The sequence below is a fragment of the Lentzea indica genome (assembly GCF_012184385.1).
GTDB lineage: Bacteria > Actinomycetota > Actinomycetes > Mycobacteriales > Pseudonocardiaceae > Lentzea > Lentzea indica.
On record NZ_VSRL01000022.1, the window covers coordinates 1 to 20,437 of the forward strand.

At 68.3% G+C, this 20,437-nt stretch carries 13 protein-coding genes; 8 read left to right on the forward strand and 5 right to left on the reverse strand.

Going from position 1 to position 20,437, the window contains the following annotated elements:
- The first annotated feature begins 34 nt into the window (after positions 1 to 34).
- A complete protein-coding gene (locus FXN61_RS08815; RefSeq protein WP_167972068.1) occupies positions 35 to 1,411 on the forward strand; it encodes an amidohydrolase family protein in 1,377 nt (458 codons plus the stop codon).
- A gap of 28 nt (positions 1,412 to 1,439) precedes the next feature.
- Complete coding sequence (locus tag FXN61_RS08820) at positions 1,440 to 1,706, forward strand: Atu4866 domain-containing protein (protein ID WP_167972070.1); 267 nt, start codon at positions 1,440 to 1,442, stop codon at positions 1,704 to 1,706.
- A gap of 256 nt (positions 1,707 to 1,962) precedes the next feature.
- On the opposite strand, the gene FXN61_RS51695 is transcribed toward FXN61_RS08820, so the two are convergent.
- Positions 1,963 to 2,346: a TetR/AcrR family transcriptional regulator C-terminal domain-containing protein gene (locus FXN61_RS51695; protein ID WP_312877605.1), complete on the reverse strand. Its 384-nt coding sequence runs from the start codon at positions 2,344 to 2,346 to the stop codon at positions 1,963 to 1,965.
- The gene (locus FXN61_RS51700) at positions 2,340 to 2,666 is read right to left on the reverse strand and encodes a TetR family transcriptional regulator (protein WP_312877606.1); all 327 of its coding nucleotides are present in this window, start codon (positions 2,664 to 2,666) and stop codon (positions 2,340 to 2,342) included. Before FXN61_RS51700 ends, FXN61_RS51695 begins: the two co-directional genes overlap by 7 nt.
- Before the next feature lie 81 nt (positions 2,667 to 2,747).
- Here FXN61_RS51700 and FXN61_RS08830 point away from each other — a divergent pair, with 81 nt between their 5' ends.
- Complete coding sequence (locus FXN61_RS08830; RefSeq protein ID WP_167972073.1) at positions 2,748 to 3,443, forward strand: DUF4386 domain-containing protein; 696 nt, start codon at positions 2,748 to 2,750, stop codon at positions 3,441 to 3,443.
- On the opposite strand, the gene FXN61_RS55175 is transcribed toward FXN61_RS08830, so the two are convergent.
- Together FXN61_RS55175 and FXN61_RS08840 are read right to left on the reverse strand one after the other, a co-directional pair.
- Entirely contained in the window at positions 3,371 to 3,781 is a 411-nt protein-coding gene (locus tag FXN61_RS55175; protein WP_167972075.1) for a DUF2203 family protein, read from the reverse strand. The genes FXN61_RS08830 and FXN61_RS55175 overlap by 73 nt on opposite strands.
- 615 nt (positions 3,782 to 4,396) lie before the next feature.
- Positions 4,397 to 4,798, reverse strand: a complete 402-nt coding sequence (locus tag FXN61_RS08840; protein WP_376770603.1) for a PGPGW domain-containing protein — start codon at positions 4,796 to 4,798, stop codon at positions 4,397 to 4,399.
- Positions 4,799 to 5,106: 308 nt separating this feature from the next.
- On the opposite strand from FXN61_RS08840, the gene FXN61_RS08845 reads away from it, so the two are divergent.
- The gene (locus tag FXN61_RS08845; RefSeq protein ID WP_167972081.1) at positions 5,107 to 5,400 is read left to right on the forward strand and encodes a hypothetical protein; all 294 of its coding nucleotides are present in this window, start codon (positions 5,107 to 5,109) and stop codon (positions 5,398 to 5,400) included.
- Between the two features lie 396 nt (positions 5,401 to 5,796).
- Here FXN61_RS08845 and FXN61_RS08850 read toward each other — a convergent pair whose 3' ends face one another.
- A complete protein-coding gene (locus FXN61_RS08850) occupies positions 5,797 to 10,077 on the reverse strand; it encodes an OmpL47-type beta-barrel domain-containing protein (protein ID WP_246291095.1) in 4,281 nt (1,426 codons plus the stop codon).
- 462 nt (positions 10,078 to 10,539) lie between these two features.
- Between FXN61_RS08850 and FXN61_RS08855 the strand changes: the two genes are divergently transcribed.
- The 4 genes from FXN61_RS08855 to FXN61_RS08870 all read left to right on the forward strand — a co-directional run bounded on the left by FXN61_RS08855 (position 10,540) and on the right by FXN61_RS08870 (position 20,355).
- The gene (locus FXN61_RS08855) at positions 10,540 to 13,284 is read left to right on the forward strand and encodes a helix-turn-helix transcriptional regulator (protein ID WP_167972086.1); all 2,745 of its coding nucleotides are present in this window, start codon (positions 10,540 to 10,542) and stop codon (positions 13,282 to 13,284) included.
- Positions 13,281 to 15,755, forward strand: a complete 2,475-nt coding sequence (locus FXN61_RS08860; RefSeq protein WP_167972089.1) for a LuxR C-terminal-related transcriptional regulator — start codon at positions 13,281 to 13,283, stop codon at positions 15,753 to 15,755. The genes FXN61_RS08855 and FXN61_RS08860 overlap by 4 nt, the downstream gene beginning before the upstream one ends.
- 69 nt (positions 15,756 to 15,824) lie before the next feature.
- A complete protein-coding gene (locus tag FXN61_RS08865) occupies positions 15,825 to 17,951 on the forward strand; it encodes an ATP-binding protein (protein ID WP_167972091.1) in 2,127 nt (708 codons plus the stop codon).
- Positions 17,875 to 20,355 (forward strand): helix-turn-helix transcriptional regulator, encoded by a 2,481-nt coding sequence (locus FXN61_RS08870; RefSeq protein WP_281360377.1) that lies wholly within the window; start codon positions 17,875 to 17,877, stop codon positions 20,353 to 20,355. Before FXN61_RS08865 ends, FXN61_RS08870 begins: the two co-directional genes overlap by 77 nt.
- The last annotated feature ends 82 nt before the right edge of the window (positions 20,356 to 20,437 follow it).

Consider the following 20,437-nt stretch of genomic DNA (forward strand, 5'->3'; position numbering starts at 1 on the left):
CTGACCCGCTGATCACAAGAGAGCAGGAACGACCATGTCCACCACGCACGAACTGCTGCGCCGGAGCGTCTCGGACCCGCGACGCCGCGTCCTGCTGACCGGCGCCACCGTCGTCAGCATGGACCCCGAACTGGGCGTCCTGCCCAGAGGCGACGTGCTCATCGAGGGCGACACGATCGCCGCCGTCGCCCCCGAGCTGCCGGTCGTCGACGCGATCGTCGTCGACGCCACCGACTCGATCGTGGCTCCCGGCTTCGTCGACACCCACCGGCACGCCTGGGAGGCACAGCTGCGCCGCGTCATGCCCGACGTCAACGACCTCGGTGAGTACGTCATGTCCACCCTGGCTGGCATCGCCCCGGCCTACCAGCCGGAGGACATGTACATCGGGACGAAGCTGGCCGCGCTGACCGCCATCGACAGCGGCATCACCACGATGCTCGACTTCTCCCACAATTCCCGCACACCCGGCCACTCCGACGCCGCCGTCCAGGCTCTGGTCGACACAGGCATCCGCGGCGTGCACGCCTCGATGCGCCCGCACTTCGGCGACTGGGAAGGCCAGTGGCCAGCCGATCTCGCGCGGTTGAAGGACACCTACTTCTCCACGCGCGACAGCCTCATCACCCTGCGCCTGGCCACGCTGGCCACAGATGAGATCGCCGGACCCGACCTCGCCTACGGCCCCCGCCTCGCCCACATCGCGCACGACCTCGACATCGGGGTCAGCGTCGACGCCGTCTTCGGCACTTCCTCGTCCGACGCCATCCTGCGCTGGGCCGGGGAAGGAATCCTCGGCCCGGACGTCTCGCTGATCCACTGCACCGGCCTCACCGGCCCGGCGTGGCAGGCCATGGCCGACAGCGGCGCCGCGGTGTCCCTCGCACCCACCTCCGAGGCGCAGATCGGGCTCGAGACCGCCATCCCCGCCATCGACGAAGCACTCGCCGTCGGCATCCGCCCCGGTCTGAGCATCGACGTCGAGGTCGCCCTGGCCAGCGACATGTTCACGCAAATGCGTACCCTGCACGCCATCCAGCGCATGCGCGCCGTCAACGCCGCGTACGGCACCACCGCCACGCCCGCCCGGATCGGCGTCCACGACGTGCTGGACTTCGCCACCCTGCACGGCGCCAAGAGCATCGGCCTCGGCGACGTCACAGGCTCCCTCATCCCGGGCAAGCAGGCAGACCTGCTGCTCCTGCACGCCGAAGACCTCAACAACATGCCGCTCAACGACCCGATCGGCACCCTCGTCCTCGGCTCCGACCCCCGCAACATCGACGCGGTGTTCATCGCCGGCCAGGTCCGCAAGTGGGCAGGCACCGTCCTCGACATCGACGTGTCCGCGCTCGGACAAGACGTCCGAGCCTCACGCGACCGAATCCTCAAAGCCGCGCACTCGTCCTGAGCACGCCGCAGATCAACGAAAGGCGACCATGTCCGACATCAGCCGACGGCCGACCACCGCACCACACCTACACATCGGCATGTGGGTCACCTCCGACGCCCGCATCCGTCAGGAACTCCTGCCCAATGGCCGCTACGAAGAAGAACGCGATGGCCGCAAACGCGCCTACACCGGCCGATACACGGTCACGGGCAACCACATCGACTATTTCGACGATCTCGGCTTCACCGCCACCGGCGACGTTCGCGACGGAATCCTCTACCACGAACACCTGGTGCTGCACCGCGAGCGATAGCCGGGGCACCGATACGGCCGGGACGCGTCCGGTGGCCGCAGCCGCGAGGGCGATGGCCACAGGACTTCATGCGATTCCCACCGCGGTCCCGGACCAGGACGGCGAAGTCGACGTCAGCGAGCAGGTTGCGACAGCCAGCAGGTCTGTGGGTTGGTGAACCTCGCACCCACGCAGCGGAAGTCGTCGCGGTGTCGCGGATCCTGCCCGAGCTCGGGGTCGGCAACCGCACCGCCGCGGCGCACCGCCTGCGCCTTCGCTAGCCCTGGGCACCGGCCGTGCGACGGAGGCGTTCGAGCCCGTCGAGGAGCAGGTCGAGGGTGAACTCGAACTCGACCTGGCTGTCGCACCAGCCCAGCGTGGGATCGGCGCTGTCGTGCATCTCGGTCGCCATCATGGCCGCGAGGTGCGGCATCTGCTGGGCGAGCGCGGCGAGTTCCGCCTCCGAGACGCCGTCCTCCGGCCCGCCGTCGGCCGCTCCCGGGCTGAAGATCTCCTGCACGAACCCGAGCGGCAGGCTGCCGAACGCGTGCAGCGCGCGGTGCGCGAGCCGGTACGAGAACCCGGCGCCGATCATGGCGCCCAGGATGCCTTCGTAGTAGGCGAACACGCCTGGCGGAATCGTCCGGCGCGTGCTCAGCACCCGGGCATCCACGGATGGCGCAGCATGACCTGGCGCGCTGCGAGGAACTGCCGCCGGATCCGCGCGCGCCAGTCGTCGTCGCCGTTCGTCGGGAGGCGGGCGGTCGCGGCGTCGATCTCGGCCAGCACCGTCTCGACGACGCCGTCGAGCAGGGCTTCCTTGGCGGGCAGGTGGTAGTAGAGCGACATCGCCTCGACCCCGAGGTCGGCCGCGAGGCGGCGCATCGTCAGCGATTGGATCCCGTCGGAGTCCACCAGGGCGACGGCCGCCGCCAACACGCGCTCGCGGCTGAGCGGCGTCCGGGATGCCTTGGCTGTCACGTGTCTCCTCACTCTTGCCAGTACCTTACATCGTAAGTTACCTTACAACGTAAGGTTGGTTCGGCCTTCGAAGGAGCCACGATGCACCCGCTTGTTCGCACCGCCCGCACGACAGGCCTGCTCTACCTCGGCCTGGCCATCGCCGGAGGCCTCGGTTTCCTGCTCGTCCGGTCGCAACTCTTCGCGGCCGACGACCCAGCCGCGACGCTCGCCAACCTGGTCGAGCGTGAGACGCTCGCCCGCGCCGGCGTCGCGTTCGAACTGTTCGTGGTCGTCACGCAGGCGCTCGCCGCCGCGTGGTTCTACCGGCTGTTCCGCACCGCGGATTCGTTCGCCGCCGCCGGCATCGCAGCGTTCGGCCTCGTCAACGCGGTCGCGATCCTCGCCAGCGCGGCGATGCTCGCCACCGCGCTCGAGGTCGCGCTGGAGCCGATGGGCGACACGGCCGCCACCGTCCAACTGCTCTACCTGGTCAGCGCGAACCTGTGGGGCGTCGGAGCGTTGTTCTTCGGCCTGTGGCTGATCCCGATGGGCTGGTGCGTGCTCCGCTCCGGGTGGATGCCGCGCGCGCTCGGCTGGGTGCTCATCGCCGGCGGCGTCGCCTACCTGCTCAGCGCGTTCGTGCGCTACCTCGTCCCCGGCGCGGAGGGCGTTGTCGACGCGCTCGCCCTGCCCGCGACCGTGGGCGAGGTCTGGATGGTCGGCTACCTGCTCGTGCGCGGTGTGGGCGCCCGCGCCCGCGAGGAAACGCCGGCGGCTACGCCGGCTGCGGTCTGATGGGGACAGGACGCCGGGTTACCCTCCAGCCAGCAGTACAGCACCGACATGCCGTCGAGTTCGGCGGGGAAGTCGACGAGCAGGGGCGCCACGCTCTTGAGTTCCGCGCCGGTCTGCTGCACCTCGGCCATCAACTCGTTGAGCCTCGCCTTGGCGGCCTTTCGCTCCGGCAGGTGTAGCGCCGGCGCAAGATGCGCCAGCGACCAGGGAGCCAGGCGCGCCTCCTCGACCACAAACGCGTTGCCGGGCCGAACTCGGCGGAGTCGATTCCTGCTGTCTGCGTCCACCGGCTCAGGTGGATCAGCGTCGCTGATGTGTCCGCACCGTCGTCTGCGCATAACCCTTGTGCCCCAACCATTCGATGAAGCCCGCCGCGCACGGCGTCAGCGGCCCAGAGATCTCCAGCCGCGCACGGGACCACGCCATGATCTTTCCTCCTGTCTGGATCTGGCACTGACCCAGGCGGAGAAGCCAGTGGCACCGACTACTCATCATCGACGAGCATCACTTGAAGTAAGTGCTGGAGCACTATCTGTCCCACTACAACCACCGTCGGCCTCACCGAGCGCGGCAACACACGCCACCACGACCAGACCACCCGATCGCAGAGCCGATCCGGCAGTCGAACCAGGCGGTGGCTGCTAGGCGCGTGAGGTGTTGGGCTGCGGGCCATTTGGTCACCGCAACCCGCTGATCAAGCGTCCTCGGGTGGATCTCGACGGTGGTGTCGGCTGATGTCGGCGAAAGCCGTTTCCGCACAGATGCTGCAGAGCGTGTCCCAGGCGGTCACGGTGATCATGGCCGGTCGTCGGTCTCACGCTTGTTCTCGGTTTCGACAACGTCCCCAAATCTCGCCGTCCGGCTCGGTGTCCCACTGCAGGTGGCTTCCCTCATCGACTCGGCGGTCGACCTCGATTCTTGGCCTTCGGCTCGCGACAAGGCATCTGGCAGTACTAGTTGCGTGATCTCGGAGAACTGGATCGGACGCGTAGGTTGCGATAACTCCACCCCAGCAGTCCGAGCAGAATCAGGCCCGACAGGATCAAGCTCGTGCCTGTGCTCCACCCCGCGAACGGCAGCCATCGCATGATGCTCCACAGCACGCCCGCCGCGATCAGCGCCAAGCTCGTCGCCACGGACACGGCTACGCGCAGCGGTGACGCCACGCTGCGCTCGGCCGCCTTCATGGCGCGGTGGCGCACCGGATCGACGTAGCGCTTCAGTTTGGGGAACTCAGAGGCGAGCGTGACCAGACCGGCGAGCACCAACAGCAGCCCTGGGCCTGGCAGCACCAGCAACAGGATCCCGGCGGCGAGCAGCACCGCTCCGAGCAGGACCACGCCCAGCCGTTTCACAACAGCCTCCTTCGTCTCCACCAGTGTTACTGGTGCAGTTCGCTTCCACATCCCAGGGCTGACCATCGTGGACGGTCACAGTGGATCGACTCGGAGCAAGTCATCGCTGTTCAGCGACTTTGACGAGTTTCTGAGCCGAACTGCTCCGGGTAGCCGAAGGCATGACACAGTCACCAGAGCCCGAGAGATGGTTCCCCTTCGAATGGGCGGAGCCTGCGGTTGTCGAGAAAAAGGTCGCCACTCGAGGCGGCTACACCAAGGTGCGCACCGTTCGCACGATCTGCGCGGTCACCGGCATCGTTTGTTGGGTGTTCGCCACCGTTCTGCTGGTGCACGTCTTCCTGGTCGTGGCAGGCACGAGCATGAGCCACGGGTTCGCTGCCCTCGTGACGAACTGGGCCAGCGGCATCAACCTCGGGTCGAGCGGTCTTTTCACCCCGGACAACGAAGCGCTTGCCGCGCTGCTGAACGAGGGCGTGGCGGCGGTGCTGTGGCTCGTGATCGGGGCGTTGCTCACGAACTTGATCTCACGAATCGCACTACCATTGGATCAGCGGCGAGACTGGTACCGGCGGCACCGTCAGGCCGTGACCAGACGCTGACTTGGAACGATGCGCGTCTCGCGCGACCTCGCGCGGGAGGTGAAAGCCGCGATGAGGTTCTACTGAGCACTGGTGGTCGTCACCGTCGTGCTGATGGCGCTCACTGGCAACGTTGCGCGCGACGTCCTCGACGACCAGCCGTCCACGGCTGCGCCCGCCGGCCCGTTCACTGAACGCGGTAACGGCAGGTGGACGGTCGTGCCGGGCCCTGGTGACAAGGCCGGGCCGGACGTCCAGCGGCTGACCTGCACCACCGAGGTCGAACCGTCTACATTCGACACTCGACCACCGAACACCCCACGAAACCCACGTCAGCTGTTGTCAAGGCCTCGCCGTCGTGGCATGAAACCCCGGTGTCCGGTCTTCGGGGGCAACCTCACATTTCCCTGGGGGCAGTCACCTCAGGCCCACCGTGACGTAGTGGATCTGGCCGTCCTCGAGCCTGACGCCGATCCGATAGGTGTACCCGGCGGGCAAACCCTTGGTCTGCCAGTTGTAGATGTGCTGCTGTGCCGTCGCATCCCATCGGAACGTGCCGTCGGTCGTCGCCGAGCCGGGGACGACTGTCTCGTTGACCGAGGAGGTCAGGAGGCCGCCGCGGACGGGCACGATCCACTGGGGTGGAGTCCGCGACGCCACCAATCCACCTGCCGCGTCGCGCAACTGGAACTTGACCGGCACCGTGCTGCCCGCCTTGAACACGCTCGTCGGCCCGCCGGCAGCGTTGATCGGCTGGAGGTAGCCATTGAAGTCGTACAGGTGGACCTGGTACCTCCCGGACCGCGTGCTGGTGTTGCCCGCCTTGTCCTTCGCGGTCGCGGTGAACGTGTGCGCGCCGGGATCCGCCAGTGCCGTCACCACGACGACGCAACTGTCCACACCGGAAACCGTGTCCGTGGCGGCGCAGATGGGAGCTGGTGCGGTGAAGCGGTAAACCGCGCCGTCGGCCACGCTGACCGACTCGAAGGCCGGGGCCTCGGTGTCGATGTTGATCCCGCCGACGGTCACGCTCTGGCTGTTGCCCGCCCGGTCGGTGACCGTGCCGGTGACCGACTGGCCTGCACCGTTCGTGCTGACCACGACATCGTCGGGGCAGGCGGTCGCCGGGATGCCGGATCCCGCGTCCTCACAGGTGAAGTGCACCTTCACGGGTGCGGTGAACCAGGGCTTGACGCCACCGGCGATCTCGGCGGTGATGGCGGGCTTGGTCTTGTCCAGCTTGATCGTCACCGAGTCGGTGCCGACGTTGCCGGCCACGTCCTTCGCCGAGCCGGTGACGACCTGGCCGTTGGTGTCCGTGCTGATGACGACGTCCGGCGTGATGGATCCGGTGTCCAGACCGGAACCGGCGTCGTCGTCCTTGGCACTGAAGTGCACGGTCACGTCGTTGTTGTTCCAGTCGTCTGCGTTGGGTGTCGGCGAGGTGGTGTGGGTGACCGCCGGGGCGATGTTGTCCCACTTCAGCGACACCGAGTTCGCGGGTTCGGCGTTGCCCGCCTTGTCCACGGCCCAGTAGGTCACGGTGCCCGCGCCGCTGCCGTCGAGCGGGACCGTGAGGGTCTTGCTCGCGCCTGCGGCGACCTGCTCGGCGCCGCCGTCGATCTGGTAGTGGAGTTCCTGCACGCCGGACAACGCGTCCGTCGCGGTCAGCACCACGTTCGCCGTCTGGCCGGTGCACCAGCCGTTCGTCTTGGTGCACTGGTTGTCGCTGCTGCTGGTCGGCGCGGTGCCGTCGATGTTGATGCCGCCGACTGTCCTGCCCTTGGTGGTGTTGCCCGCGATGTCGGTCGCGGCGTCGCTCGTGACGGACTGGCCGGCTCCGTCGGTCTTCAGCACCGCGCTGCCGGGGCAGGTGGCGACACCGGAGCCGTCGGTTCCGTCGGCGAGCTTCGGGTCGGCGCAGGCGAAGTCGACGACGACCTCGTCGCGGAACCAGCCGGCGGCGTTCGGCGAGGTGATCGGGCCGCCGCTGATGACAGGACCGGCGCGGTCGATCATCACTCCGGTCGCGGAGGCGGGTGCGCTCTCGTTGCCCGCCCTGTCCTTCACCGTCACGGTGCCGGACGCGAGGCCGCGGCCCTCTCCGGTGACGACACTGTCGGCGGGCAGTGTCGACTCGTCCACACCGGACAGTCCGTCGAGCGCGGTCCAGTGCACGGTGACGTCCGAGTTGTGCCAGCCGGTCGTCGGGGATCCGGTGAGCACGGGCGCTGTCCGGTCGATGTTGATGTCACCGACCGTCGCGGACGTGCTCTTGCCGACGCCGTCGACGGCGGTGGCGCTGGTGCTCTGGCCCGCGCCCTCGGCCGTGACCACGACCGGCTCGCCGCAGCTCGCCACGCCGGACTGGCTGTCGGCGCAGTCGAAGGAGACGACGACGTCGGTGTTGTTCCAGCCGTGTCCGTTGGCGGGTGTGCGGCTGCCGGTGATCGTCGGAGCGGCGTCGTCGATCCACAGCGCCAACTCGTTGCCCTCGGGGCTCTCGTGGTTGCCCACCTGGTCGATGCTCCAGAAAGCGATCACGTGCTTGCCGCTCGTGGTGAAGGAGAACGGACCCGTGTACTGCTGCACCGCGCCGCTGTCGATGCGGTACTGCGTCAGGCTGACGCCGGCGAGAGCATCCGTGGCGGACAGCGTGACCTCGACGCTGTCGGCGTACCAGCCGCTGTCAAACGGTCGCACGACGCTCGCGGTCGTCTTCGGCACACCGCGGTCGATCCGGATCCCGGACACGGTCGCCGTCGTGGTGTTGCCCGCCTTGTCGGTGCATGTGGCGGAGGCGGACAGGTTCGCGCCCTCACCCGTGACGGTGCTCGGTGGCGGCGAGCTGAGCACGCCGGAGCCGCCGTCGGTGCAGACCCACGTCACCTCGACGTCTTCCCGGCTCCAGCCGGTCGTGCTCGGCGTTGCGGTGAGCGTCGGTCCGGTCTTGTCGACGTTGACACCGGTGACGCTCGCGGTGGCGCTGTTGCCCGCCGCGTCGGTCGCGGTGCCGGTAGCCGTTTGGTTCGCGCCCTCACCGAGTGTTTGCGTTCCGGTGCAGGTGTCCACACCGGACAGTGCGTCGGCGCACTCGTAGGACACGGTGACGTCCTGGTTGTACCAGCCGTTCTGCGCGGTGCCGTTGACCGACGGCGTGATGGTCGGGATGGTGGTGTCGATGCTGACCGTGGCCGGGTCGGAAGCTTCGTTGCCCGCATTGTCCGTCACGGTGCCGGTGATCGCCTGGTTCGCGCCTTCGGTGCTGATCGTCTGGTTCGGGCCGCAGCTCGCCACGCCGGAACCACCGCTGTCCCCGCAGGTGAAGGTGACCGTGACGGCGCCGTTGTGCCAGCCGTTGGCGTTCGCCGCCGGTGACTGCGTGTGGGTGATCGTCGGCGGTGTCTTGTCGATGTTGACGGTGACGGTCTTCGTGGACTCCGTGTTGCCGGCGTTGTCCGTGCTCCAGTACTCGACCGCATAGGTGCCTTGTGCGTTCAGCGTCAGCTCGTCGCCGGTCTGGACCGCGCCGCCGTTGACCTTGTATCGCGTCTCACGCACGCCGGACAGCGCGTCGCTCGCGGAGAACGCGACTGTGACGTCGGTGTTGTTCCACGCCGTCTGCGGCGCGGTCGCGCTCGTGACCGGCGCCGTCTTGTCGATGTCGATGTTCGTCACGCTCGCGGTGCCGGTGTTGCCCGCGAAGTCTTTGCCCCAACTGCTGGCGGACTGGTCCGCGCCCTCACCGTTGAGGAACGTCTCGGTCGAGCAAGTGGCCACCTGGGACAGTGTGTCGGCGCAGTCGAAGACGGCAACGACCTTCTGATTGGTCCATGTGCCCGGAACGTACGGGGTGCCGTCGGCCATCTTCGTGCTCGTGGTGAGAGTCGGCGCCGTCTTGTCGATGTTGATGCCGCCAACGGTCGTGCTCTGCGCGTTGTCCGCGTTGTCGATGGCCGCTGCGGCGACCGACTGATTCACACCTTCGCCGGTAACCGTCGCGGCACCGGGACAGCTCTTGATCTGTGACAACGCATCGGAACAGGTGAAGCCGACGGTGACGTCGGTGTTGTTCCAACCATGGGCGTTGGCGGCGGGTGCACGGTTCGTGCTGATCGACGGTGTGGCGGTGTCCCTCTTGACGACGACGGACGACCCGGGTCCGACGTTGCCGAGCGCATCGGTCGCGTGGCCCGTGATCGTCTGACCGCCGGTGTCACCGGAGATCGTCGTCGGGGCGGTCGTCGTGCCGCCACCGACGCCGGTGCCGTCGTTGGCGACCCAGGACACGGTGACGTCGCCGTTGTTCCACCCGGCGGCGTTCGCGGCGGGGCTGAGCGATGCGGCGACCGCGGGACCGGTGTTGTCCAGCACGTACGAGGCGGTCGTGGTGGCGACGCGCACGGTGCAGTTGTTGGCGTTGAAGCTCTCGCCGATCGTCACGGTCATGGACCGCACACCGTCCGCGCCGTTCGGCGTCGTGAGCGCGAACGTCCACGTGGTGGAGCCGTTGGAAGTCTGCCTGGGGAGGCCGGAGATCTGCACGCACTTCGCGCTGCTCGCGGTGTGCACGACCAAGCTGAGCTGCTTGCTCGACTTGGCGTGGAAAACCCCGTTCGACGTGACGCCGTCACCACTGAAAGTGATCGCGGGATCGCTGAACGAGGTGGCCAGCGCGGTGGGCGCGCCGAGCATCATCACTGAACCGACGACTACTGCTATGAGTCCCCGACGAGCCGCCTGTGCCATGTTGTCACCGATCAGAACGAGGGTGCAGGTACGGTCGTGGTGTCGGAACGCGGACACGCACCGTTACCCCGAACGGCCCAATCGGGGGAATCAAGGTCCTTGGTCCCGAACCGGCGGGGACCTCCAGCGAGCAGTCCAGTGCCATGGAACATCTCTGGTCCGCGCGGTGTCCGCTCTGCTGTTCAGGCTGAACCGTGACCTCTGGCTTCGGGCCCAGCAGATCGTCGAAGCCTCGCCCTCGTGGCATGAAGGACCGGGGCGGGGTCGTTGAAGGGATCGACGCCGCCGCACCCCTCCGAGATGTGACGTACCGGTTGCATCACCCGGCTCGGTTACGGAAGGGTGCCGACCGAACGCAAATCGTGACGATTTCACATGCTCAGGCTCGGCTTTGGTTATCGAGGAGCGACAGTGACTGACCTGGTCGGTCGGAAGGCGGAGTGCGAGAACCTCGTCCGTCTGGCGGAGACCAGCCGTGACGAGGGTGCACACCTGGTTCTGGTGCGTGGCTCGAAGGGAATCGGCAAGAGCAGTCTGCTGGCTGCGGCTCGGCGGGAGCTCGGCTCGGACGATGTGACGGTGCTGTGCGCAACCGGTCGTGCCCTGGCCGCGGAGTACGGCACGGTGCGCGAGCTGTTCGAGCCGCTCGGGCTCACCGCGGGCTCGGCGCTTCCGGTCTTGGAAACCACCGGGCAGCCGGACGACCACTATGCCGTGTTGTGCGGGTTGTACCGGATTGCGGTGAACGTGATGGCGGACCGGTCGCTTGTCATCATGCTCGACGACGCGAACGCCTGTGATGTGCAGACACTGCGTTGGATCGACTTTCTGTTGCGGAGGTCCGCCGAGCTACCGCTGGTGGTCGTCCTGGCTTGGCAGCCCGGCGTCGTCGAGCAGGCCGACCTGCTGTTCGCGGAAATGGCCGACATCAGTCCGGCGATGATGATCGACCTCGCGCCGTTGTCCGCCCCTGACGTGGTGACTTTGATCGAGCGGGCTTTCGGCCGCGGCCCCGATCCGTTGTTCGCCGAGACGTGTGGCCGGATCACGGGCGGGAACCCGTTGCGGTTGCACACGTTGCTGACCTTGTTGTGCGCGCGCAAGGTACCTCCGGACGAGAGCGGCGTGGAGCATGCTCAGGAACTGGGCCGGCAGATGGTCACCGAGTGCTTGCCGGACCTGCTCGAAGAGCCAGGAGGACACGTTCACGAGGTGGCCTGCGCGATCGCTGTGCTCGGTCCCGCCGACGCTCGAACGGTGGGCAGGTTTCTCGAGCTGCCAGAGCCGTTCGTGACGAGCGCGGTGGATGCGCTGCGCCGCAAGGAAGTGCTTGCTGCCCAGGAACTGGAGTTCCGGCACGAGGACATCGCCGGTGCCGTGCTGTCCGCTCTGCCACCCGGAAGGTTGGCGGAACTGCGTCATCGGGCCGCGACGTTGCTCAACGACGAGGGTCGCCCGGCTGAGGAAGTCGCCAGTCAGCTCACGTGGCTGCCTGAACTGCCCGAGGTCTGGATGTGCTGCGCTCTGCGTGAAGCGGCGGCGGCCGCCGTCCGGCGAGGAGCACTCGAGCTGGCCGAGCGGTATCTGACACGAGTTCTCGACCAGGTACCGGGCCACCCGGCCACCTTGCTGGAGCTGGCGGACGTGCTGGTCATGATGGGGCCTGCCGCGGCGTTGCCCCGCTTGACCGAGGTCGTCGATCAGATGGCGGACATCGGCGAGAAGGTCAAGATCTTGTGCCGGTTGGGCCTGATGGCGGTCGCGGCCACGTGGTCGGAGGCCGCGTTCGACCGGCTCGCCATGATCCTTGACGAGGGCGAGAACTCTCGGATCGACAGCGAGCTGCTGCTTCAGGTGCATGCTGTGCTGCTGACCGTGGGACTGGGCAAACAGGCCAGTACCGCGCAGCTGCTCACGCGCTATCGGGTGCCGCCCCGGCGGGTGCCGAACACCGCGTCAGGACGGTTGATCTCCGGTGTGGCCGCTCAGGCCGAGATGCTGGCCGGTGAGTCCGTCCAGTCGACACTCGACCTGGCCAGGTTGGGCCTGGTTCCCGGGTCGGTGGTGCACGCCGGGCCGGCGCTCGCCGCCGCGGCGGTGCTGGGCCTGTCCGGTGAGCCGGCCGAAGCGATGTCGGCTCTGGACAGGCTGATCACCACGAGCGGCGTGGACGGCGCGCTCGACATTCATGCGCTGGCACTGGCGACCAGGGCGGGTCTGCTCGATCACGCCGGTGATCTCGCGGAGGCTCATGCCGACGCACAGACCGCGTTGGAGGTCGTCGAGCGGGCGGTGACGCCGGTGGAGGTCGCACTGCCCTGCGCGACCATGGCTTCGATCCTGCTCAAGCAGGGCGACATCGCTGAGGCCGAGGAACACCTGGACCGGGTGGGGGAGCCGCGGTTCGGCTGGACGTACGGACCTGTGATGGTCATGAAGGCGGCTGTTCGCCGTGTCCGTGGCGATCTCACCGGTGCGCTGGACCTCCTGCTCGAGTGCGGGCGGCAGCTGACGTCCGCGGGCATTCACAATCCGGTGTGGGCTCCGTGGTGGCTGGATGCCGTCTGTCTGCTGGTGCGCCTGGACCGGCGCGAGGAGGCCGTCGAACTCGCCGAGTTCGGTGCCGAACGTGCCCGGCGGTGGGACACCCTCGAAGCGAGGGGACTCAGCTTGATGGCCAGCGGAATGGCGGCCACCGGGACGGTGGCGGCGGAGTTGCTGGGTGCCGCGGTGACGGAACTGTCCGCGTCTTCTGCCCGGCCGCTGCATGTCCGCGCGGTGCGTCTGCTGGGCGAGGTGCGGCTGTCGGACGGTGACGCCAAGGCGGCCCGCGAGCACCTGCGGACCGCGATCAACATGGCGATCCGCCTGGGAGATCGCGCGGCGGCAGCGGAGGCGAGGGAACTGCTCGTCCTGGCCGGTGGACGCATGCCGAAACTGGGCGCGAGGCCGGCGGACGCGCTCAGCGGCCGTGAGCGGCGGGTCGCAGAGCTCGCTGCGGCCGGCGCCACCAACCGTGAGATCGCCGAGGAACTGTTCGTGACGATTCGCACCGTCGAGAGTCATCTGTCCAATGTGTACCGAAAGCTCGGTGTCGAGCTGCGCACGGACCTGCTGGCCGCGCTCAAAAACAGTTTGCGCACCACCAGAGCATGACGGGCCTCGAAGTCATCGCGACGGCACTCCGTCTCGCAAGGTCCGGTGCGGGCTCACTTGTGGTGCTTCGGGGACCGTTGGGCTGTGGCCGCTCGGCGGCGTTGAAGGACGCGAAGCGGCTGGCGGAGAGCCTGGACGTCCGGGTGATGCGTGCGACCGGGGCCAGGCAGGAACGAGACTTCCCGTTCGGCGTGGTGCACCAGCTGACCGGAGGTGAGCTTTCCGGTTCGACGCGGCCGGATGGTCTGCACGAGGTGCTGGTCACGGCCGGCCTGGCCCTGATCACGGTGGACGACCTGCAGTGGGCGGACGAGGAGTCGTTGCGCGCGCTCGCGTGTTCGGCTGACCGGCTGGACCGGATCCCGGTGGTGATGGTGGTCTGCGTGCGCGATGGCGACGTGTGGTCCGGCTCGCCTCTCGTGGAGCAGGTCATTCGCCAAGCGGCTCATGTCGTTCAGCTGGAACGTCCACTCCTGGCGGAGAGTTCGAGACAGAAACTCGTCATCTGCCTGCGTGCACAGCCCCGGTGGGTTCGTTCCGTCCTGGACGCGATGGCAATCCTGGGCGACGACTCGGACACCGAGTTGATCGTGCCTCTCGCGGAGGTCGACGAGGTCGGTTGCATGACCGCGCTGCGGGCGATGGACAGGCTCGGCCTCGTCGACCAGTCGGCGCCGCGATTCGTCCACCGCGTCGTGCGGGAGGCGGTCGAGGAGACGATGGCTCCTGCGGACCGGGTTCGGCTGCAGACCAGGGCCGTTCGTCTGCTGCACGACGTGGGCAGGCCCGCCGAGGTCGTGGCCGGCCGGCTGCTGGCCATCACGTTCGCCCAGGGGCTTTGGGCTGTCGAGGTCCTGCGCACAGCAGCCGTGTTGGCGATGGAGCGCGGCGCGCCTCTGGTCGCTGTGGAGCACCTCCGCCGCGCGCTGCTCGAGCAACCTCAGGCCGGACGGAGGCGGGCGACGTTGCTCGTCGAACTGGCCGCCGCGGAGCGTGGCGTCGATCGTGCCGCTGCCGCGTTGCACCTGTCGGTCGGGGCTCGGATGGTGACCGCTACTCGGGAACGAGCCGCGATCGCGGCGAGGTTCGTGCCGGGAGCCCTGGTCGAGGCGCCTCCTGCGGTGCGAGAGCTGGTCCAGAGCATCGAGGACGAGCTGCGGGCAGCGCGACCGCACGACGATGTTCTGGGTGACCTCGCTCTGCGGATCGAGGCGCGGTCGCACCATGCCGAATGCATGGCGCCAGGCAGGTTCGTGAGGTGCGTCGACCGGCTGGGCGAGTGTCCGGACGAGACCTTTCCGACGACAAGTGCGGGGCGCGACCTGCTGTCGGTGCGGCTGCACTGCGCGACGATCGCTTCGACGTGGCGTGCCGGTGACGTCGCGGCGTCCGCCCAGCGGTTGCTGGCGCACGCACCACCCCGGCCGGATCATGTCCACACGCCGATCGCGACTCTGGTGACCACGTTGTGCGCGGCTGACTCGGTGGACGCCCTGTCCGTCTGGCTGCACAGCGCGCTGGAGCGGGCGGTTGCCGCCAAGTCCGTCACGGAGCAGGTCTTCATCGAGGCTGAACAGATGTTGGTGCTTCTGCACCGTGGCCGGATCGCCGCGGCGCGGAGCCTCGCGGAGAAGATCCTCGACACGGCGGGGACCGACGGACTCGCCTCCGAGGTGCTGGTGACGCTCGGCTCGGTCGCCTGGGAGACGCAGGACGACCGCCTCGTCAGCCGGTTGGTTCCGCTGGTCGAGGAGAGAACGCGGAACCCGGCGCTGTCGGTCGTGTACCAGATGCTGTGTGGCGCGGCCAGCGTGGTGGCCATGGATCTCAAAGCCGGGCTCGCCCACCTGATGGACGCCGGCAGTCAGTTGAAGGAGCTCGGCTGGCGCAATCCCGTGTTGTATCCGTGGCGTTCGGAGGCAGCCCGAATTCTGCACCGCTCGGGTGACGTCGCGGCGGCGCGGGAGCTGGCCGCGGAACAGCACGCGCTCGCGGTGGAGTGGGGTTCGGCAGCCGGAGTCGGCAGAGCCTTGTGTCACCTCGGATCGATGACCGAGGGGGACGCCGGTGTCGCGATGCTGCGGCAGGCCGTGAGCGTTCTCGAAGGTTCTGCCAATCGGTTCGAACTGGCCAGGGCGCTGTGGCAGGTGGGCACGCGGACAGCAGACCGTCACTGTGTGGAACGCTCCTCGGCGGTGGCCGTCGAATGCGGGGAAAGTCCGCTGGTCGCACGAGTGGAGTCGGCTGCCGGGCAGGGCGACGGCGGATGCGCATTGACGGGTGCGCAGCAGCGCATCGTGGAGCTCGCGCTGGCAGGCCGTTCCAACCAGGAGATCGCGGACTTCATGCAGGTGGGTGTGCGGGTCGTGGAGAAGCATCTGACCAACGCCTACCGCAAGCTCGGCGTACGGGGCCGCAGCGGGCTGCCGGCGGCGTTGACCGCTATCGGTCCGTTTGCACGGTGTCGTTGACGTGTCATAAGGGAACAAATAGCCTCACGGGGTGACCAGTGATCGACTTCAGCGGGCCCGAAGTGTCGCGTGACCAGGAGAATCGGCGAACAGGAACTCGTCACTGAGCTCGTCAGAAGCCTGCGTCGCGGTGGCGGAGCCGTGTTCGAGGTGACCGGGCCGCCGGGTTCTGGCCGCACCGCGATGTTGTGGCGAATCGCCGATCACGTGACCGGGCAGGGGGCACGCCTGATCGCCGCTCGCGCGTCGGCAGTTGAGTCCAATTTGGATGGTGCGGTGCTCACCCGGATCCTGGCTGATCTGGGAGCTGACCCGGACCGCTCGATGACGGCGCTGTGCCGTGTCTTTCTCGAAGCCGGGCCCCTCGTGCTCGTACTCGACGACGCGCAGTGGATGGACGAGAGCTCGGTCATATGGCTCCGTGCGTTGCTGCGCAGGATCCATCGGGCCCCGGTGGTGGTGGTCCTCGCCACCGCCGGACTCGGCACGGCGGCTGAGGACATGCTCGCCGAGCTTGCCGAGGACGGCTCGGTCACGGCGCCGCCCTGGTATGTCGTTCGCCTGCCCGAGCCCACTGTGGACGAGGACCGGATCGCTCGAACGCTGCACGTGATGTCCGAGTGGGACATCAGGTTGCTGCGCGCCATGGCGGTGTGCGGCGGACGCTTCGAATGGTCCCTGGTGCGTGAGCTCGCGGACCTGGACCGCGTGCTCGCCGATCGAGCGATGACGAGGTTGCGCGGCCTCGGACTGGTCGCGACCGACGAGCCGAGGTTGACCGACGGTGTGGCCCGTGCCGTGCTCGCCGCGATGAGCGGTGAGCAACGGAACGATCTGCGGTCCAAAGCGGTGGTGCTCGGCCATCAGGCCGCGCTTGGTTTTGAGCAGATGAGCGCTCTCCTGGTCGACGCACCACCTGTTGGTACGGCGTGGGCCCGCCAGGTGCTTCAGCGTGAAGCTCGAGTGCTGGCCACCACGGGAAGGACTGCGGATGCCGCCCGGCTGCTGATCCGGGCGCTGAGCGAGCCCGCGGACGAGGCGACGCGCGCGGACATCCTGATCCAGCTCGCGCAGTGCGAACTGGATCACGCACCGGAAGCCAGTGATCGGCGCCTGGTCCAGGTCCTGCACATGACCGAGCCGGCGATGTCCGACCCGCGTCTGCGTGCGGCGGACATGTTGGCCTGCCGGGAACATTTCGGGGTGTCCCGGCGTGCCATCGAGACCGCGATCGCGCATCCGAGTCTGGCCGAGTCCGAGCAGGAGGCGCTGCGGGGCCTCTACTGGTACGTCGTGAGCGTCGCGGGCGAGCCCGACGAACTCGGTGTTCCCGCCGTGCCGTCGCTCCCGGACTCGCCTGCCGACCCGGTGTGTCAAGGGATAGCCGCCTGGCATCTGGCCCGTGGCGGAAGCGGTGGTGCGGCCGCGGTGGCGTTGGCGACCCGGGCTCTGGCCGTTCGCGGCCCGGGTCCGCTGACACCTCGCATCGCGGCGGCTGATGTGTTGTCCTGGGCTGCCGAGTACGAGACCGCGCTGGCCGGCATCGACGCTGTTCTCGTGGACGGCCGCCGGTACGGCGCTCGGGTGGCTGTTGTCGAGGCGATGCTGCTGCGCTGCTCGGTGCGGTTGCGACAGGGGCGGGTCGTCGAGGCAGCGGAGGATCTGGCCGGCATGGAGGCGGAACTGCCGCGCAGCTGCTGGCATCCCCTGCTCAGCGCTCGGCACCTCGTGCTGGAAGTGGTGCTGCTGCTCGCAGCCGGGCTGACGGACGAAGCCCGCCAGGCGCTGGTCCGCGAGGCGACGACCGATGTCGCACATGGCCTGGCGCACGCCTGGCGGCTGTTCGCTCACGGGCTGGTCGCGCTGGTGACGGAACCCGCGACCGCGGCCAGGACCTTCGTCGAGTGCGGCCGCGGCATGCGGGACATGGGTGTGGTCAATCCCGCTGTGCTGCCCTGGCGGTTGCTCGGGGCGATGGGATGGCGGGCGGCGGGCGAGGTCGCGCACGCCGACGCCCTGATCGCCGAGGCCCACGATCTGGCCGTGAGGTGGGGTGTCCCCGGCGTTCTGCGGGAGACCCGGGAGTTCGCGGACGTGGTGCACGGCATGCCGGCGGGGGATGCCGCCAGAGCGTTCGCGGCGCAGTCGTTTCCCGGCTTCCTCGCCAGGCACCCCGTATCCGGCTGCTGGAACTGACCCCGTGGTTGACGCGCTGCCCGGCCGGACAGCCGGGATGGATCAGCTGACGAAGGCTCTGCGGACGGCGGCTTCCGGTACGGGGGCGTTCGTGACCGTCCGGGGGCCGATGGGCGCGGGTAAATCGGCGTTGCTGCGGGCGCTGGCCGTCCAGGCGGACAGCGTTGGGGCGGTGGTGCTGCGCGCGAGCGGAGCACCCGCCGAACGTGACTGGGATTTCGGTGTGGCCGACCAACTCCGGCCCGTCCCGGCCGGCTTCGTCGTCATCGTGGTGGATGACCTGCAGTGGGCGGACGAATCGTCCGTGCGGTGGCTGATCGACGTCGCCGCGTGCGCCTTGGTGGTGACCGCTGTCCGGGATGGCGAGCCAGGTGCCGAAATCGCGCTTCCCGGCCCCGTGGTGCGATTGCGGCCGGTGTCGTCGGCCGGGTGGTCCCAGCGCCGGGTGGCCGACTGTCTGCGCCGGCAGCCCGAACCGGTGCGGGGTGTCGCCAAGGCGATGGCTGTGCTCGGTGATCAGGCCGAGATCGGCCTGATCACCGAGCTGGCCGGGCTCGACGACGTCACCGGTGGTGCGGCGGTGCGGAGTCTTCGTTCACTCGGACTCGTCACATCGCAACGGAATCCGCGTTTCGCCGATCCGGCGGTGCAGGACGCCGTGCTCGCGACGATGACGACCTCCGAACACGACACCTGTCGCGCGGCGGCCGCCGCGCTGCTGTTCGACCGGGGCCATCCGGCCGAAAACGTCGCCGAACATCTCGTCGCGACCAGGTCGGTCCTCGACGAGTGGGCGATCGAGGTCCTTCGGGCCGCCGCGGACACCGCGCTACGGCGGGGACAGCACCCGATCGCGGTGAACTACCTGCGCAGGGCGGTGCAGGCGGCGGGGCCTGAACGTGCCGCGGTGCTGGTCGAACTCGCCGTTGCCGAGTGCACGACGGACAGCCTGCTTGCTCTGCAGCACCTGTGCTACGCGATCCAGATGTGCGGGTCGCGCCAGGATCGGGCCGCAGCCGTGCTCCGGATGCCCATCGCGGTACTCGGCGCGGCCCTACCGCTGGTTCGGGACGTCATCAGCGACGTCGAGCGGGACGTTCGTCAACTCCGCGACCGTGACCTGTCGCTGCGGATCGAGGCGCGGATGCGGTACGCCGGACACACGGATCTCACCGAGCTCACCGACTCCACCACGCGGCTGAGGGAACTCGGGCCGGAACCGGAGACAGCCAGTACGGCGGAACGAGAACTGCTCACGGTGTTGTCGTTCTCGGCGGCACTGGCGGCGCGCGTACCCGCGAAAGACGTGGCGGCACTGGCCGATCGTCTCCTCGACCACGTACCGCCGAGCGCCGGGCAGGCGGACGAGATGACACAGCTGCTCGTGAAAACCTTGTGCGCAGCCGATTCTCCACTCAACGCAGCCACCTGGACGGACCGGGCGCTGGCACGGGCGACCGAGACGGGCGCTGCGGACGACCAGGCGAAGCTCTGGGTGAGCAGGGCTCTCGTGGCTGTCCACCTGGGCAACGTCGCCGAGGCAAGGCTCATGACGAAGAACGTGCTCGAGCATGTTTCGGGTGAATGGGCACTCGTCGGCTCGGACGCGATGCTCGCCCTGGCCGTGGTGGCGCTCAAGGTCCAGGACGAGCAGTTGTCCGAGCGCCTGCTGTCGAGCCGCCCGGTCGAAGTGGACAATCCCTGCACTGCCGTCGTGTTCGACATGGTGCGTGGCGCGGACGCGGTTGCCAGGGGCGATGCGTGGGGTGGTCTGCGCTGCCTGACGGACGCGGGCCGTCAGCTCGACCAGCTGGGCTGGCGGAACGTCGTGATCTTCCCATGGCGAACCACGGCGGTCCGGCTGTATCAGCAGCTCGGTGACACCGGTGCGGCCAGGATCCTCGCCGAGGAGGATCACGAACGCGCTGTCGAATGGGGTGCCCCCGCTGGTGTCGGCCGGACTCTGCGCGTGCTCGGCGGCCTGACAGAGGGAGCCGGGGGCGTGGACCTGTTGCACGCAGCCGCGGACGCTCTCTCCACCTCAGCCAACCGGCTGGAGCTGGCGCGCACCCACCTGGCATTGGGGCTGCGGCTGCGTGACCAGTACGAGCAGATCGCCGTCGAACACCTGCGACGTTGCCACGACATCGCTGTCGAATGCGGTGACCAGCGTCTCGTGAGGCAGGCCGGTACCCACCTGCGCGGCGAGGTCCGGCGTGCCGAACTCACTCGCACCGAACGGAAGGTGGTGGCGCTCGCGGTGGCCGGCCAGTCGAACCAGGAGATAGCGCACACGCTTTCGGTGAGCATCAGAGCTGTTGAGAAGCACCTTACGAACTCCTACCGGAAGCTCGGCATCCTGCGCCGGGCGGAGCTGGCCGGTGCGCTGAACCATCCGTTTTAAACCTGATTTTGACCAGAACGTGCCCGAGTTGCGGTAAGTGTGCTTGAATTCCGGCCGACCGCCTGGGAAGTCAACTGGTTCG